General features: G+C 56.6%; 12 protein-coding genes and 1 riboswitch. Of the genes, 6 read left to right on the forward strand and 6 right to left on the reverse strand.

Annotation, left to right across the window (positions count from 1 at the left end; all coding sequences use genetic code 11):
- Window positions 1–74: 74 nt before the first annotated feature.
- The 4 genes from W822_RS27495 to W822_RS27505 all read left to right on the forward strand — a co-directional run bounded on the left by W822_RS27495 (window position 75) and on the right by W822_RS27505 (window position 3,947).
- A complete protein-coding gene (locus W822_RS27495; RefSeq protein ID WP_024003753.1) occupies window positions 75–569 on the forward strand; it encodes a type VI secretion system amidase effector protein Tae4 in 495 nt (164 codons plus the stop codon).
- On the forward strand, window positions 566–1,006 hold the full coding sequence (locus W822_RS45765) for a T6SS amidase immunity protein Tai4 family protein (RefSeq protein ID WP_024003754.1): 441 nt from the start codon (window positions 566–568) through the stop codon (window positions 1,004–1,006). The genes W822_RS27495 and W822_RS45765 overlap by 4 nt, the downstream gene beginning before the upstream one ends.
- A gap of 138 nt (window positions 1,007–1,144) precedes the next feature.
- Window positions 1,145–2,506 carry an esterase-like activity of phytase family protein gene (locus tag W822_RS27500; protein ID WP_024003755.1) on the forward strand — a complete coding sequence of 454 codons (1,362 nt, stop codon included), beginning with the start codon at window positions 1,145–1,147 and terminating at the stop codon, window positions 2,504–2,506.
- A 139-nt stretch (window positions 2,507–2,645) separates the two neighbouring features.
- Window positions 2,646–3,947 (forward strand): NAD(P)/FAD-dependent oxidoreductase, encoded by a 1,302-nt coding sequence (locus tag W822_RS27505; RefSeq protein WP_031242111.1) that lies wholly within the window; start codon window positions 2,646–2,648, stop codon window positions 3,945–3,947.
- Window positions 3,948–4,068: 121 nt separating this feature from the next.
- On the opposite strand, the gene W822_RS27510 is transcribed toward W822_RS27505, so the two are convergent.
- From W822_RS27510 to W822_RS27520, 3 genes are all read right to left on the reverse strand, one after another.
- Entirely contained in the window at window positions 4,069–5,700 is a 1,632-nt protein-coding gene (locus tag W822_RS27510; protein WP_024003757.1) for an acyl-CoA dehydrogenase family protein, read from the reverse strand.
- A 71-nt stretch (window positions 5,701–5,771) separates the two neighbouring features.
- Entirely contained in the window at window positions 5,772–6,164 is a 393-nt protein-coding gene (cueR, locus tag W822_RS27515; RefSeq protein ID WP_024003758.1) for a Cu(I)-responsive transcriptional regulator, read from the reverse strand.
- Between the two features lie 24 nt (window positions 6,165–6,188).
- Window positions 6,189–8,492 (reverse strand): heavy metal translocating P-type ATPase, encoded by a 2,304-nt coding sequence (locus W822_RS27520; RefSeq protein WP_155848075.1) that lies wholly within the window; start codon window positions 8,490–8,492, stop codon window positions 6,189–6,191.
- A gap of 306 nt (window positions 8,493–8,798) precedes the next feature.
- On the opposite strand from W822_RS27520, the gene W822_RS27525 reads away from it, so the two are divergent.
- Together W822_RS27525 and W822_RS46305 are read left to right on the forward strand one after the other, a co-directional pair.
- Entirely contained in the window at window positions 8,799–9,293 is a 495-nt protein-coding gene (locus tag W822_RS27525) for an acyl-CoA thioesterase (RefSeq protein WP_024003760.1), read from the forward strand.
- Window positions 9,294–9,715: 422 nt separating this feature from the next.
- Window positions 9,716–9,871 carry a hypothetical protein gene (locus W822_RS46305; RefSeq protein WP_024003761.1) on the forward strand — a complete coding sequence of 52 codons (156 nt, stop codon included), beginning with the start codon at window positions 9,716–9,718 and terminating at the stop codon, window positions 9,869–9,871.
- A 120-nt stretch (window positions 9,872–9,991) separates the two neighbouring features.
- Here the strand turns inward: W822_RS46305 and W822_RS27530 are convergent, their stop codons facing one another.
- The 3 genes from W822_RS27530 to metH form a co-directional block, all read right to left on the reverse strand.
- Window positions 9,992–10,630: a YiaD family glycine zipper/OmpA-like lipoprotein gene (locus tag W822_RS27530; protein ID WP_024003762.1), complete on the reverse strand. Its 639-nt coding sequence runs from the start codon at window positions 10,628–10,630 to the stop codon at window positions 9,992–9,994.
- 199 nt (window positions 10,631–10,829) lie between these two features.
- A complete protein-coding gene (locus tag W822_RS27535) occupies window positions 10,830–11,648 on the reverse strand; it encodes a helix-turn-helix transcriptional regulator (RefSeq protein WP_024003763.1) in 819 nt (272 codons plus the stop codon).
- Between the two features lie 35 nt (window positions 11,649–11,683).
- Window positions 11,684–15,460 (reverse strand): methionine synthase, encoded by a 3,777-nt coding sequence (gene metH, locus W822_RS27540; protein WP_024003764.1) that lies wholly within the window; start codon window positions 15,458–15,460, stop codon window positions 11,684–11,686.
- A gap of 147 nt (window positions 15,461–15,607) precedes the next feature.
- A riboswitch (cobalamin riboswitch) is annotated at window positions 15,608–15,772 on the forward strand.
- The last annotated feature ends 11 nt before the right edge of the window (window positions 15,773–15,783 follow it).

A 15,783-nucleotide genomic window follows, 5' to 3' on the forward strand; every position in this document is an offset into this window, starting at 1 on the left:
ACCATTTAAATTTATTGCAACATCGATGCGCGAAAATCGATAGCATTCATGATATTACAAATCGGAGCCCGCTAATGGCCAACAGACCCCAATTCAATCACGCCTGGAACACGTTCATCCAGGTCAACAAACCCGTGAAGATGGTGGGCGAGCTGATCGGCGGCAAAGTCAAGGTTAACACCGAAGGCCTGATTTTTCGCAACGCCTGCCCGATTCGCATGAGCTATGTTCTGAATCGCAGCGGCATCCGCATTCCCTCGAACGCTTCCGGCTATGCCGCCAGCAGCGGTGCCGATGGCCAGTGGTACATGTATCGCGTCAACGATATGATCCGTTTTCTGGAAACGACGTTTGGCAAGGCCGACATTGAAATCAATGGTGCACCCACGCCTGCCCAGCTGACCGGCAAAAAAGGCGTGCTGGTGGTCAAGGGGCATGGCTGGGATAATGCGGCAGGTCACGTCACGCTTTGGAATGGAGCAGAATGCGCCGACTCCTGCCATTTATATGCCGATCCTGACAACGGCACATTTGTTCCGGAGAAAGCCTATTTATGGGAATTGCAATGAACGGCAGATCTGTTTGCTCCCTCCTGCTGTGCACCCTGGGTATTGTGGCGGGTAGCGCCAGCCACGCAGCAGATGCAGCCAAACCGGCAACCGGGCTGCAATCGTTTACCCGGCAGTCGCCCGAAACACTCAAAACTTACGATAATCAGGTCAAACTGTTCAAATACTGGACCCTGGCCCGATGCGGCGCTGCGGTCAGCAAAAAAGCCGGCAGTGATGCCTTGCAGGAAGACTGGAGCAATACGGCTGCTGCCTACCTGGAATACGGCACCGTACCGCTGGAAGCCAACGAAGCGGCCGAGGCTCTGGTCCAGCAGTTTTTGGCCACCACCACCCGCAGCGGCTCGACCGGCGGCAGCTACGAAACCATGAAATGCATCGATCTTTTCAACAGCCATGAACTGGATGCACTGGTTGCGCGTTATATAAAAAAATAGGCACTAAGTTAAGAAAACAGGCATGGTGCGCTAAGCAGACGGTCAGAACAAATCGCGTACCCTGGCAGCAACTTACATATACCTGTCACACTGCTCCGATATTCTTGCGGCTTCCCAATCTCATGCAGGAAGCATCACATGATATTTCAATCCCGATTTTCTGCGCTGGTCATTGCGCTGGGTTTTGCCGCAGCCAGCGGCTTTGTGCAGGCCCAGAATAAGGTACCGGCTACGCTCGCAGGCCATGCCATCCTCCCGGCCGACAGCGCCATTGCTGCACCTGATAACGCGCCTGCCGACCTGAAGTCGGCTGGCAAATATACGAGCGCCAAGCGGGTTGAAGACATCGCGACGGTTATGGGTAAATCCAACGGGCGCGAAACCGGCATCAGCCTGCCCATCAAAGGCCAGCCTCTGCAGGGTCACTCCGGCATTCAGGTCATGAAAGACGGCACCGTCTGGATCGTGACCGATAATGGCTCCGGCAACAAAGCCAACTCGCCCGACTCCATGCTGTACCTGAACCAGTACAAAATCGACTGGAAATCCGGCACATTCGAACATCTCAAAACCATTTTTCTGAGCGACCCCGATAAAAAAGTACCGTTCCGTATTGTGCACGAAGGCTCCCAGGAACGTTATCTCACCGGCTCGGACTTCGATACCGAGAGTTTTCAAATCATCGACAACACAGTGTGGATCGGCGAAGAGTTTGGCCCGTTCCTGATCAAGGCTGATCTGGATGGCAAGGTTCAGGCGGTATTTGAAACCGAAATCGATGGCCGCAAGATTCAGTCGCCCGACAACTACCAGGTGGCCTCGCCCGGTGCACCAGGCGACACCTACAAAGGGGTCAACCTGAAGCGATCCAAGGGTTATGAAGGGATGGCGGCTTCACCGGATGGCAAATTCCTGTACCCGTTGCTGGAAGGCCCTGTTTGGGACGAAAAGACGAAAGCATGGGAAACCGAGGACGGCAAGACAGTGTTGCGTGTACTTGAATTTGACGTGGCTGCCGAAAAATGGACTGGCCGCTCCTGGCTGTATCCACTGGAGGCAGCCCACCACGCCATCGGCGACTTCAATATGATCGACGCGACGACCGGTCTGATTATTGAGCGCGACAATGGCGAAGGCACCCCAGACAAGGCTTGCCGCGACGGGGCTGATACAAGCACCTGCTTTGCCGATCTGCCCAAATTCAAACGCGTCTACAAAGTGGAATTCACGCCGAAAACTGCCGGCAAGCCCTTGCGTAAAATAGCGTACATTGACCTTCTGGATATTGCCGACCCGAACAAACTGGCTCGCAAACCACTGACCAATGGCGTGCTGCAATTTCCATTCTTCACCATCGAAAACGTGGACGTTGTCGATAGGGAACACATCGTGGTGGGCAATGACAATAACTTTCCATTTTCATCAAGCCGTGAGCCCAACAAACAGGATGATAATGAGCTCATCCTTCTGAAAACGCCGGAGCTGTTACAGGCCAAATAAGCCTGATCGTGCCTTGCGCGCAAGCCGACCTTCCTGCCTGGGAGAGTCGGCTTTCGTCTTTTCGTGTGTCATACACGATCGTTTTCCACTAGAATGAAGCTGTGCCATTCCATGTCGAATGAAATATCAGGAAATCACGATGCAAACACCAGAACACAAGATCATCATAGTGGGAGGCGGCGCAGGCGGCCTTGAACTGGCAGCCAAACTCGGACGCAAGTTCGGACCCCGGCATATTTTCCTGGTCGATACGGGCGTATTCCATATCTGGAAACCGTCGCTGCACGAAGTGGCGTCCGGTACGCTGGATATCCATCGCGAAGGGCTGTCCTACGCCATGCTGGCCAAAGACCATGGATTCACCTTCGTGCCGGGCGAAATGGACGGCATCAACCGCGAAGCCCGCAGCATTCATGTCAAGGCCGTCCTGAGTGAAGGCGAAGAAGTCTTCGCAGAACGGGACCTGACATATGACACCCTGGTTATCGCCGTAGGCAGCCGCTCGAATTTCTTCAATACGCCGGGCGCCGAAGAATACGCGACGGCGCTCGACTCCACCGAACAGGCCGAGAAATTTCGTTTGAAATTCCTGCGCGAGCTGATCGCTGCTGACCAGCGCAAGAAAAACAATCCCGATCAGTCACTGAATATTGCGATTGTGGGTGGCGGCGCCACCGGTGTCGAGTTGTCCGCCGAACTGCTTGAGGCAGGCAAGGACCTGGGATTTTATGGCATCAACGAACTCAATCCCGAACGCGATATTCACATTACCCTGCTGGAAGGCAGTGCGCGCATTCTTGCTGCCCTGCCCGAAAAAACCTCGGCAGCGGCAACCAGACTGCTGAGTCAGCGCGGTGTCACGGTCAAAACCTCAGTCCTGGTCTCGTCGGTCCAGGAAAAAAGCCTGACCGATTCCAATGGCAATACCTATCCGGCCGACCTGACGGTATGGGCGGCCGGCATCAAGGCCCCCGTATTTCTGACGCAACTGGGCCTGGAGACCAACAAAATCAACCAACTCGTCGCAGACCGCACGCTGCGCACCAGCGATCCGGCCATTTATGCCATGGGCGATTGCGCCCAGGTCGACTGGGAAGAAGGTCGATATTTGCCCGCCCGCGCGCAAGTGGCCCATCAGCAGGCCGATTATCTGGTGGGTCAGTTGTCCGATCGTATCAAGGGCACCCCCACAGACAACAAGCCTTTCGTGTTCAAAGATTACGGCTCACTGGTCTCGGTCGGTCACAACAAGGGGGTGGGCAGCCTGATGGGCGTGCTGACAGGCAAAAGCCTTTTTGTCGAAGGCCTGCTCGCCCGGCTGATGTACATGAGCCTGCACTTAATGCACCATATGGCGATTCTGGGCATTGCCCGAACCGGATCCGTAGCCCTGGGTCGACTGCTGCTCAAACGCAGCACTCCCAGAGTCAAGCTGCATTAAAGGCGTATTAATGGCGATGCAGGTTCAATGCCAGCCCTGCACAGACCCTGTGCCGACCTTCAGCAGAACTTCCCCGGGCCAGTAGTAATCGCATTGCTTTTGCCTGCGTGCCTGCACGCGATCATAACGGTTGATAAGCACGCGCCAGGATCGCTGCCGCATCCGCATAGGCAGACCCGCCCATGACGCCTCCTGGTTCTTCGAAGCGACTGCGCACAAAGGCTTGCGCAACCCAGGACGGCGCATATCGATAAAGCAGCGTCGCCTGTACCAACAACACCAGTCGCTGCGTCACCTTGCGTGCCTGCGCTTCAAGCGCATCGGCCGGCCCTGCCAGCCACTGTGCCAGTTCGGTCATGGCTGCGGCAAGCACAGTATCCGCGCGACAGTCATCCGCCAGGTGATCAAGCAACAACGCAGTCGCATCCGGATGCCGCGACAAGGCCCGCAGTACGTCCAGGCACATCACGTTGCCGGATCCTTCCCAGATCGAGTTGACCGGCGCTTCGCGCAGCAGCCTGGCCAGCGGTGCGTCTTCGATATAGCCATTGCCGCCCCACACTTCCAGACACTCGGCAATCGCAGCAATGCTGCGCTTGCATACCCAGAATTTGGCGGCCGGCGCCACGATGCGCAAAAATGCCTTCTGTAACGGATCTTCGGCGTGGGCAACCGATCTGGCCAGGGCCAGACCAAGCCATAGCGCCGCTTCACTCTCCAGCGCCAGATCGCATAAAACCGACTGCATCAGGGGCTGCGCATCCAACGTTCTGCCAAATACCATGCGGTGCCGGGCATGATGCAGCGCCTGCACCACGCCCTGGCGCAGCAAGCCCGCACTGCCCAGGACGCAGTCAAGCCGGGTCTGGTTCACCATGCGCAAGATCGTGGCAATGCCCGCGCCGGACTCACCGATACGCAAGCCCCAGGCACCATCGAACGCAATTTCGGCACTGGCATTGGAACGGTTGCCCAATTTATTTTTAAGTCTTTGGATATGCACTGCATTGCGGCTGCCATCCGGGCGCCAGCGCGGCATGTAGAAACACCCAAGCTGATCACCTTCGTATGCCAGTACCAGATGGGCATCGGACATGGGAGAAGAGAAAAACCATTTCTGTCCATGCAGCTCATAAACCGGGTGGGATTCATGCAGACCGGCATCGACAGCAACCGACGTATTGGTGCGCACATCGGACCCGCCTTGCCTTTCGGTCATGCCCATGCCGATCATCATGCTGCGCTTTTGCGAGAGCGGCGCGTCGGCACCATCATAATCACGACTGAAAAGCCAAGGCGCCAATTGCGCCAGAAGAGGCTGTTCCTGCAACGCCGCCACGGCGGCAAACGTCATGGTCACCGGGCACAGACTGCCCGCCTCGGTCTGCGCATGCAGATAAAACCGGGCAGCACGCTGGACATGCCGGCCGTCTTGCCAGGCAGAGGAATGCACGCCCTGCTCAAACAGCATCCCCAGCAAGGCGTGCCATGCCGGATCAAAATCCACCCGGTCCTGGCGCTCGCCGGTGCGAGTGAAAATAGCCGCTTCGGGTTCATGTGCGTTGGCCCTGCGCGCCAGTTGCAATACCTGTTCAGACCCGAGCCGGCCGCCATAATCTCGACACGACTGAACTGCGTCGCTCGCATCAAATGCGGTCAGCGCTTCATGCAATACCGGGTCGCAATCGAACAGATTATAATTTTTCAGATCCGGCACCTGATTGTCCGGCGTCGCGAATGTCCTCATCACCATGTGAACCTCCTGAACCTGTAAAGGAGCCCGCAACCCAATGTATCACATCTGTGAACCAGCGCAAATAGCGCTCACCCCTGCTGCGCCAGCCGTTCTATGATCGGACAATCGGGCCGATCATCGCCATGGCAATGGTCCGCCAGATAGGCCAGTTCGTTGCGGATTGCCTGCAGCTTGGCCAGATCCTCGTCCAGCTCGTGTATGTACTGCCGCGCCAACTGCCTGACATCGGCACTGTGGCGCGAAGTGTCCTGCCACAGGCTGATCAGGGTTTTAATGCGCTCCAGCGAAAACCCCAATTCGCGCGCCCGCCTGATGAACGCCAGCATGCGCTGATCCTGCTCCGTGTATTTCCGATACCCCGCATCGCTGCGGTTAACCGTATCGATCAGACCGATTTTCTCGTAGTAGCGGATCATCTTGGCGCTGACACCTGTCGCCGCCGCGACTTCTCCAATATTCATGGTAACGCTCCCAAAAAGATGGCATCAGGCGGCAAAGCGACGCAGCCGCAAGGCATTAGTCACGACAAACACGCTGGACAAGGCCATGGCGCCTGCCGCAAAGATCGGCGACAGCAGCACGCCATTGAACGGAAACAACACCCCTGCCGCAACCGGAATCAAGGCGGCATTGTAAGCAAACGCCCAGAACAGGTTCTGCCGGATATTGCGCATGGTGGCCCGTGATAACGCAATGGCACGCGACACATTGGCCAGGTCGCCGGACATCAGCACGACGTCAGCAGACTCCATCGCGATATCGGTTCCCGATCCGATGGCGATACCCACATCGGCGACGGCCAGAGCCGGCGCATCGTTGATACCGTCTCCCACAAAAGCCACCGGACCATGGGTTTTCTGCAGTTGCCTGACGGTATCTGCCTTGGCATTCGGCATGACCTCGGCCACCACCTCGTCAATCTTCAGCTCACGGGCCAGGGCCTGTGCCGTACGCTGATTGTCGCCGCTGACCATGACCACTTTCAGGCCTTGTTGATGCAGAGCAGCGATTGCATCGGGCGTGGTATCACGAACGCGGTCGGCCACCGTAACCAGCGCGGCAAGTTCGCCATCAATCGCCACATATAACGGTGTTTTTCCTTCGTCGGCCAGCCGGGTGGCCAGCGACGCAAACACGTCCGTATCCAGATTCTGCTGCTGCATCAGACGGTCCGAACCGATCAGGATGTTTCGCTGATTCACCTGCGCCTTCAGGCCCAGGCCGGTGAGAGACTCAAATGCCTCCGCAGGCGCCAGGGTCAGGCCCTCTTGCTGGGCAGCCGACACGATGGCACGCGCTATCGGGTGTTCCGAACGGCTTTCGGCGGACGCCACCAGCGCCAGCACATCTTTGCGCTCGAAGCCCTGCGCCACTGTCAAATCAAACAGTTCAGGATAGCCGCGGGTCAGCGTACCGGTTTTATCCACTGCCACAACGCGAACATCCATTAAGGTCTGCAAGGCTTCTCCCTGGCGAAACAGAATACCCAATTGCGCGGCGCGGCCGGTACCCACCATAATCGAGGTCGGGGTTGCCAAACCCATCGCGCAAGGGCAGGCGATGATCAGCACGGCAACGGCATTGACCAGTGCAAATCCCAGAGCCGGTTGCGGACCGAACACCATCCATATCACGAATGTAATGACCGCAATCAGCATGACAACCGGCACGAACCACATGGTGATGCGATCGACCATGGTCTGGATGGGCAGTTTTGCACCCTGGGCCTGCTCAACCATGCGGATAATCTGCGACAGCACCGTATCGGCGCCGACCCCCGTCGCCTGCAGCGTAAGCAGGCCATTCTGGTTCACGGTACCGGCCACGACAGAAGCACCCGGCATTTTTTCCACCGGCATGGGTTCACCACTGATCATTGATTCATCGACAAAGCTGCTGCCTTCCGTGACCTCTCCATCCACAGGGATACGCTCGCCAGGACGCAACTCGATCATATCGCCTACGATCACGTCTTCAATGGCGACTTCGACAATTTGGCCATCACGTCTTACCCGGGCAGTCTTGGCCCGCAAGCCCGCCAGCCGGCTGATTGCCTCGGAGGTATTGCCCTTGGCCCGCGCTTCAAGATAACGCCCCAGCAGCACCAGGGCCACAATGACAGCCGCCGCTTCGTAGTACACATTCACCGTGCCCGCAGGCAGCCAGTGAGGCGCAAACGTCGCGACCAGCGAATAAAGGTAAGCTGCCGTCGTGCCGACCGCCACCAGTGAGTTCATGTCCGGCGTCAGGCGAATCAGGGCGGGAATGCCTTTGACAAAAAACCGGCGCCCCGGTCCCGCGAGGACTGCGGTTGTCAGCACAAACTGGATATACCAGCTGGTTTGCATTCCGATCGTCTGCGCAATGAGATGATGAAAGGCCGGTACGACGTGCGAGCCCATTTCCAGAATGAAGACAGGCAGCGCCAGGATCGCGGCCAGCAGTAGATCGCGTTTGAGCGTCTGGCGCTCAGCGTCGCGTCTGATAGTGTCGGCATTGCTGCTTTGTTGCGGATTGCTGACCAGCTGCGCCTCGTAACCGGCATGCTCGACCGCGCGTGTCAGCAAGGCCGTATCCATTGTCATCGGCGCGCGCACCTGGGCGCGTTCGGTCGCCAGATTCACACTGGCCGACTGCACCCCGTCTACCGAGGCCAGCGCCTTCTCAACGTGTCGCACACACGAGGCGCAGGTCATGCCGGCGACCGACAGCTCGATCAGGCCTTCCTGGCCCTGTACGCCAGCCTGCGTCGCCTCAATTTGCTTGCGAGAGATGGTATTGGTATTCATGTCTATGCCCTTTCGAAGAAAACCGCCGGCAGCCTCGATTGGATCGATAATCGCTGTCGTTACGGTGCATTTTCTTCACTATAAAGCTTACCATGATGGGAAGGTCAAGTGGCAGATGCGCCTGTGCGCGATAAGGCCTTAAGGTCAAATCAGGGTCGGGGCCACGGCCAAAGTCAAGGCCACTCAGCCAAGTGAATCGAACCGTCGGCGAAGGTTTATCGCTCCCGTCTGGCGCCCTATCTGCAATGTAGGTACACTGACGCCTTCCACCCCGCCTTTCACTCTATTTAAGGAGCTCCACCCGCCATGGATCTGCCCAATCATCAACTTACCATGACCGTCCTGATGACACCGGACATGGCCAACTTTTCCGGCAATGTGCACGGCGGCACGATCCTGAAGCTGCTTGATCAGGTGGCCTACGCCTGTGCCAGTCGCTATGCCGGTCGCTACGTGGTAACACTGTCGGTCGATCAGGTCATGTTCCGCCAACCCATTCATGTTGGCGAACTGGTCACTTTCCTGGCTTCGGTGAACTACACCGGCAATACGTCCATGGAAATCGGTATCAAAGTCGTGACCGAGAACATTCGCAGCAAGCAAATCCGCCATGCCAACAGCTGTTTTTTCACCATGGTCGCGGTCGATGACAATGGGCAAACAGTTCAGGTGCCTCCTTTGAAACCGGAAAACGACCTGGAGCATTGTCGCTATGAAGCGGCAAAAATGCGTCGTTCCCTGCGACGGGAACTGGAAGTTCGCTACGGGGCAATCCGCGACACGGCCGGCTCTCAAGAGTAATTACCAAATATATCAATCATTTAGCTTGACATGCTAACAAAATACTGTTAGCATTCAGTACTGCTGTTACTTCGCGCTTGATCAACAAGTGGCGCTATCCAGTGACGAATACCAGGTTAATACTGATCCTGGACCATTATTCTTATTAAATTTGCGGATCCTCACGACACCGCAATTCGAGACAGCACTCCATAACCCTATCATCATAGTCATAACGGCTGTGTACGTGCGATTGCATGCGCCCTTTACGGTGGCATGCGTACATGTTTAACAATTTGATGCGCCTGTATTTCTCTACTTACAACGATGGCCGGCGTCATCATGATTCTGCAATAAATATCGGCTACGCTATGCATAGCTGAACCGGATTGACTCCGGCGCAGAAAACCAACAACAATAACCTCATAATAAAGGAACTTACGATGAAATTACTGACACGTTTCCGCCAGGAATTTGGCACTCAGAATAAAAATAACACCCAACAGCATCCTGCTGTGAATGTACCGGTCAAACCCACCGGGTTTAAATTGGGCATGGCCATGAACCAGCCTCAATTTCGCATGCATTCTGAAAAATAATCTTTCTATTTAGCCGCCATTCTGTTCACGACGAATGGCAAACAACAAGAAGCCCGCCGTACCGGAACCGAATCCGGCGGCGGGCTTTTTTATCAGCAAATCTGTATTGAATGGGAGTGCTTACTTGACCGCGTACAGATACAGTTCCACCCGACGGTTCTGGGCGCGACCGGCTTCCGTTGCATTGTCGGCGATCGGATCGTTGGGACCACGGCCTTCGATGCTCATCCGGCTGGCATTGACGCCTTTGCCACCGAGATAGTTCACGACGCTTTGCGCACGGTTAACTGACAGTTGCTGATTGAATGCCATTTTGCCCGTGCTGTCGGTATGACCCACTGATTTGAGACGCAGTTGCTGGCTCTCGTTCATGGATTGCGCCAGGGCATCCAGGACAGGGAACAACGCCGGTTTCAGATCATATTTCGCCGTGTCGAACGTGGCGCCTTCAGGAATATTTACCTTCAAACTGCCATCGGGCATCTTGGTGGTGGAAATACCCAGCTCTTTGCCGCCGGCATCATTCACACGACCCACGATACGGTCCCAGTTATAGCCGACAATCGCGCCGCCAATTGCACCAATCCCGGCGCCGATTCCAGCGCTTTTGGATGAATCACCAATCAATGCGCCCAGGCCTGCCCCCAACGCAGCACCGACGCCGGTGCCTGCCGCCGTATTGCCACCTTGCGTTGCACATCCCGCCAGCAAAGCGCCGGTCACCAGCACAGCCGCAATTCGAGTTTGACGAATAATCATTGACTTCTCCTTATTGGATTTGTTTGCACTACTACAGAATCTGAACAACGGGTTGAAAAAACAGCCACTTCAGATACAGCGCCCGTCATACTCAGCGCAGTGTCAGGCAGGATCGGTAATGGATCTGCGAGCAATGCCGCCGGGAGACAGGTGCTGATGGTGTCAATACAATAACCGAGCCTTCGCCAAAGCGCAAGCATCATCCGGCATTCGATCCCTCGACATTCGCCGCCCCGTGCAGGAGCATGACCAGCTTGCAATCATGTTGAGTCGCCAGCCGAAAGGTGATCTGTTCGAACTCGCGATAGCCCAGTTGGGGATGATTAAAGGCGCGCAAGCCGCCCTCGCGCTCAACCACCACCTGCCGGGACCACCAGTGCCGGAACACCGGACTGCCCGTCAGCAATTCATCAATCAAGGTAGTGGTGTCGGCGTCATCCAGGTAGACCCCGATATCGGCCCGAAACTCGGCCACAACCCGGTTGGCCCGGGTTTCCCAATCCACCACAATGGCAGGCGCCTGCGCGTCCAGAAAAATAAAGCGCAGCAGGTTCGGTTGCGCCTGGCCGCCCATCCAGCCGGCGAAAACCTGATCCAGCGCGGCGTTAAATGCCAGCACATTCCAGTGCCGGTCCAGGATATAGGCGGGTACATTGATGCTGTCCACACAGCTTTGCAGGGAGACAGTCGGCGCCGGGACGGCCGTTCCGTTGTGCTCTGGGTCGCTCAGATCGGCCAGTTCAAACAGGTAGGCGCGTTCGGCCCGGGTCATCTGCAGAACGGTTGCCAGACGCGCCCAGACCGCAGCAGACACCGACACGTCCCGCCCCTGTTCGATCCAGGTGTACCAGGTGACACTGATATCGCATAATTGGGCGACTTCCTCGCGCCGCAGGCCAGGTGTGCGGCGCCGCTGTCCGCCGGCAATGCCGGCCTGCTGAGGCGTCACCCGATCACGGGCACTGCGCACGAATGCGCCCAATGCCTGCTTGCGAAGTGCCCCGTGCTTGTCGGCCATGCCACCCTTACTCCGTCAGTTGGTTACCGCCTATTCTACCCCAGCACGCTGGTCAGGGAACGACGCACGTCTTCTTCCGGCAGGCCGCTGCGTTCAATGTAGTCCTGCAACTGGTCCTGACCGATGGTCCCGACATTGAAATAGCTTGAGTCGGGATGGCTCAGGTAAAAGCCCGAGACGCTGGACGCCGGATACATGGCCATGCCTTCTGTCAATTGCATGCCGATGTCTTCGGTTTGCAGGACCTCGAACATATCAATTTTGACACGATGCTCGGGGCAGGCCGGATAGCCTGGCGCCGGCCGGATGCCCTGATATTGCTCGGCAATGAGCGCTTCGTTATCCAGCGATTCATTATCGACATATCCCCACAAATCACGACGCACCCGGGCGTGCATGCATTCGGCAAAACCTTCGGCAAAACGGTCGGCCAGCGCCTTGAGCAGAATGGACGAATAATCATCCAGTTCGGCTTCGAACTGCTTCTCGTATTTTTCAATGCCAATGCCGCCAGTCACCGCAAACAGCCCGATGTAGTCTTTGATTCCGGTCTCTTTCGGCGCGATGTAGTCGGCCAGACATTTATTGGCCACGCCTTCACGCTTGGCATTCTGCTGACGCAAGTTGCGCCAGGTAAACAGGACTTCTTCGCGCGACTCATCGGTGTAGATTTCAATGTCTTCGTGATTGACCGAGTTGGCAGGATAGAATGCGATCACGCCACCGGCCTGAAGCCAGCGTTGCTCGACCACTTTTTTAAGCATGGCCTGCGCATCCTCGAACAGTTTGCGCGCCTGCTCGCCCACCACCTTATCGTCCAGAATTTTGGGGTACTGCCCAAACAGGCTCCAGGTCTGGAAAAACGGCGTCCAGTCGATAAACGGCACGATTTCAGCCAGATCGAAATTCTTGAATTCCCGGCGTCCCAGAAACTTGGGCCGGGGTGGCGTGTAGTTGGCCCAGTCAATTTGCGGGGCAGCCTTGCGGGCGTCTTCAAGCGGGATGATGGGCGTGGCCTTGCGGTTGGCGTGGCGCTCACGCACCTGCGCATACTCTTCACGGACCTGCGCCAGATAGGTTTCCACCTGATCGGACACCAGATTGGTTGCCACGCCTACTGAACGGCTGGCGTCCGGCACGTAAATAACCGGTCCATCGTAGTGCGGTGCAATCTTGACTGCCGTGTGAACGCGGCTGGTTGTTGCGCCACCAATCAGCAGCGGGATTTTATTCTCCCGGAAATACGGGTCGCGCTGCATCTCCGAGGCCACATACGCCATCTCTTCCAGGCTTGGCGTAATCAGCCCGGACAGTCCGACGATATCGGCCTTTTCCTCTTTGGCTTTGGCCAAGATCTGCGCGCAAGGGACCATGACACCCATATTGACAACTTCAAAGTTATTACATTGCAAAACCACGGTCACGATATTTTTTCCGATATCGTGCACGTCGCCCTTGACCGTCGCAATCACAACCTTGCCCTTGGCGCGCACATCGCCCCCGGCGGCTTCGATCTGTCGCTTTTCCTCTTCAATAAACGGAATCAGATGCGCCACGGCATGCTTCATGACGCGTGCCGATTTGACCACCTGAGGCAGGAACATTTTGCCGGCGCCAAACAGATCACCCACGACGTTCATACCATCCATGAGCGGCCCTTCGATGACCTCAATGGGACGCCCGCCCCGGTCGGCAATCTTCTGCCGGACCTCTTCGGTGTCCTCGACGATAAACTGTGTGATGCCGTGGACCAGCGCGTGCGACAGCCGCTTTTCCACCTCCTGTTCACGCCAGGTCAGGTCTTCTTCTTTCTTGGTGCCGCTGCCCTTGACCGAGTCGGCATATTCCACCAGACGCTCGGTCGGCGTGCGCTCATCTGTTGGATCTGTCTTGCCAAGCGGGGGCTGCCGGTCCAGGATCACATCCTCGACCAGATCACGCGTTTTCGGATCCAGATCGGCATAGACGCCCAACTGACCGGCATTGACGATGCCCATGGTCATGCCTTCCTGGATGGCGTAGTACAGGAACACCGTATGGATGGCCTCGCGCATGGCTTCGTTGCCACGGAACGAGAAGCTCACATTCGAGACGCCGCCGGAAATACGCGCGTACGGCAGATTGTCATGAATCCAGCGCGTGCCCTCGATAAAGTCCACGGCATAATGGTTGTGTTCGTCGATCCCGGTCGCCACCGCGAACACATTGGGATCGAAAATAATATCTTCCGGCGGAAAATCCAGTTCATCCACCAGCAAATGATAGGCCTTGCCGCAAATATCCTTGCGACGCTGCAGCGTATCGGCCTGGCCTTCTTCGTCAAACGCCATCACAACCACGGCGGCACCATACTTGCGGCACAGGCGTGCATGCGCGAGAAACGGCTCCACGCCCTCCTTCATGGAAATGGAATTGACCACGGGCTTGCCTTGCACGCACTTGAGCCCCTCTTCGATGACTTCCCATTTGGAACTGTCGATCATGATGGGCACGCGGGCAATATCCGGTTCCGAGGCGATCAGATTCAGAAAGCGACGCATATTCACTTTCGAATCGAGCATCGCTTCGTCCATATTGATGTCGATAATCTGCGCGCCGTTTTCCACCTGCTGGCGCGCCACGGTCAGCGCCTCATCGAATTTTTCTTCGCGGATCAGGCGCAGGAACATCTTGCTGCCGGTGACGTTGGTTCTTTCGCCCACGTTTACAAACAGCGACTCATCGTCAATATTGAGCGCTTCCAGACCGGACAGACGGGTTTTGACCGGCACATCGGGAACCTCGCGTGCAGGCAGTTGCCGGACTTTCTGCACAATCGCGGCGATATGTTCGGGTGTGGTTCCGCAACAGCCGCCCACCATGTTCACAAAGCCGGCTTTCGCGAATTCTTCGAGCAACGCTGACGTATCGTCGGGCGTTTCATCGAACCCGGTATCGCTCATGGGATTGGGCAGCCCCGCATTGGGGTAGACACAAAGCCAGGTATCGCAAATTTTGGACAACTCTGCAATATAGGGTCGCATCAGGGCGGCCCCCAGTGCGCAGTTCAGGCCGATCGTAACAGGCCGGGCATGCCGCACCGAGTTCCAGAAGGCCTCCACCGTCTGGCCCGACAGAATGCGGCCCGACGCATCGGTGACCGTTCCGGAGATCATGACCGGCAAGCGAATGCCACGCGTTTCAAAAACGGTTTCGACCGCAAAAATGGCGGCCTTGGCGTTGAGCGTGTCAAAAATGGTTTCGATCAGAACAATATCAATGCCACCATCCAGCAGCCCGTTGAGCTGCTCTTCATATGCCGCCTGCAATTGTTCAAACGTAACGTTGCGCGCACCGGGGTCGTTCACATCCGGTGAAATGGACGCCGTCTTTGGCTGAGGCCCCAGGGCGCCTGCCACAAAGCGGGGATGCTCGTCAGTACTGAAGGCATCACAGGCCTTGCGCGCAAGGCGGGCCGACTCCAGGTTTAATTCATATGCAATACCAGGCAGATCATAATCGCCTTGCGCTACCGACGTTGCGCCGAAGGTATTGGTTTCGATCACATCGGCACCGGCCTGCAGATACTGCTCATGTATTTCACTGATGATATCGGGACGCACCAGGGACAGTAGTTCGTTATCGCCCTTGACATCCTGATGATGCTCGGCGAATCGCTCACCCCGAAAGTCGGCCTCGGTCAGCTTGTAACGCTGGATCATGGTGCCCATGGCGCCATCCAGCACAAGAATCCGCCCTTTTTGCAGTTGCTCGACAAACCGGGCACCGGCGGTATAGGACTGGATGGGATAAGGCAACTTGGGATATGACACGTTCAGGCTCGATCTAAATAGTTGAATGCAATGCAAAATTGTAGCGGATTTACAACCCTCTCACCCTCAAACCCCTCTAAAGAGCAGGCAAATGGCGTCATACAGCCGTGAAACGGGCCGGCAACGGTCATGATCTGTACCAATCATTTACAATTGCGGCTTCAGGGTGCATTCACCATGCCGCGCATGGGGTGAGTGTTAAACGGGAAACAGGACATGTGGCTGCGAGCAGCCCTGCAACCTGTGCTGCCCCCGCAACGGTAATCAGGCATATGCCTGCAGCCCGACATCGGCCCTGAGCCTGCCGCGGTCTGCCATTGAGC

It is taken from the genome of Advenella kashmirensis W13003, from assembly GCF_000506985.1.
Lineage (GTDB): Bacteria > Pseudomonadota > Gammaproteobacteria > Burkholderiales > Burkholderiaceae_B > Advenella > Advenella kashmirensis_A.

Coding starts and splice junctions, on each gene's coding strand:
- W822_RS27495 (WP_024003753.1), top strand. CDS start 75: ATGGCCAACAGACCCCAATTCAATCACGCCTGGAACACGTTCATCCAG.
- W822_RS45765 (WP_024003754.1), top strand. CDS start 566: ATGAACGGCAGATCTGTTTGCTCCCTCCTGCTGTGCACCCTGGGTATT.
- W822_RS27500 (WP_024003755.1), top strand. CDS start 1,145: ATGATATTTCAATCCCGATTTTCTGCGCTGGTCATTGCGCTGGGTTTT.
- W822_RS27505 (WP_031242111.1), top strand. CDS start 2,646: ATGCAAACACCAGAACACAAGATCATCATAGTGGGAGGCGGCGCAGGC.
- W822_RS27510 (WP_024003757.1), bottom strand. CDS start 5,700: ATGGTGATGAGGACATTCGCGACGCCGGACAATCAGGTGCCGGATCTG.
- cueR (WP_024003758.1), bottom strand. CDS start 6,164: ATGAATATTGGAGAAGTCGCGGCGGCGACAGGTGTCAGCGCCAAGATG.
- W822_RS27520 (WP_155848075.1), bottom strand. CDS start 8,492: ATGAATACCAATACCATCTCTCGCAAGCAAATTGAGGCGACGCAGGCT.
- W822_RS27525 (WP_024003760.1), top strand. CDS start 8,799: ATGGATCTGCCCAATCATCAACTTACCATGACCGTCCTGATGACACCG.
- W822_RS46305 (WP_024003761.1), top strand. CDS start 9,716: ATGAAATTACTGACACGTTTCCGCCAGGAATTTGGCACTCAGAATAAA.
- W822_RS27530 (WP_024003762.1), bottom strand. CDS start 10,630: ATGATTATTCGTCAAACTCGAATTGCGGCTGTGCTGGTGACCGGCGCT.
- W822_RS27535 (WP_024003763.1), bottom strand. CDS start 11,648: ATGGCCGACAAGCACGGGGCACTTCGCAAGCAGGCATTGGGCGCATTC.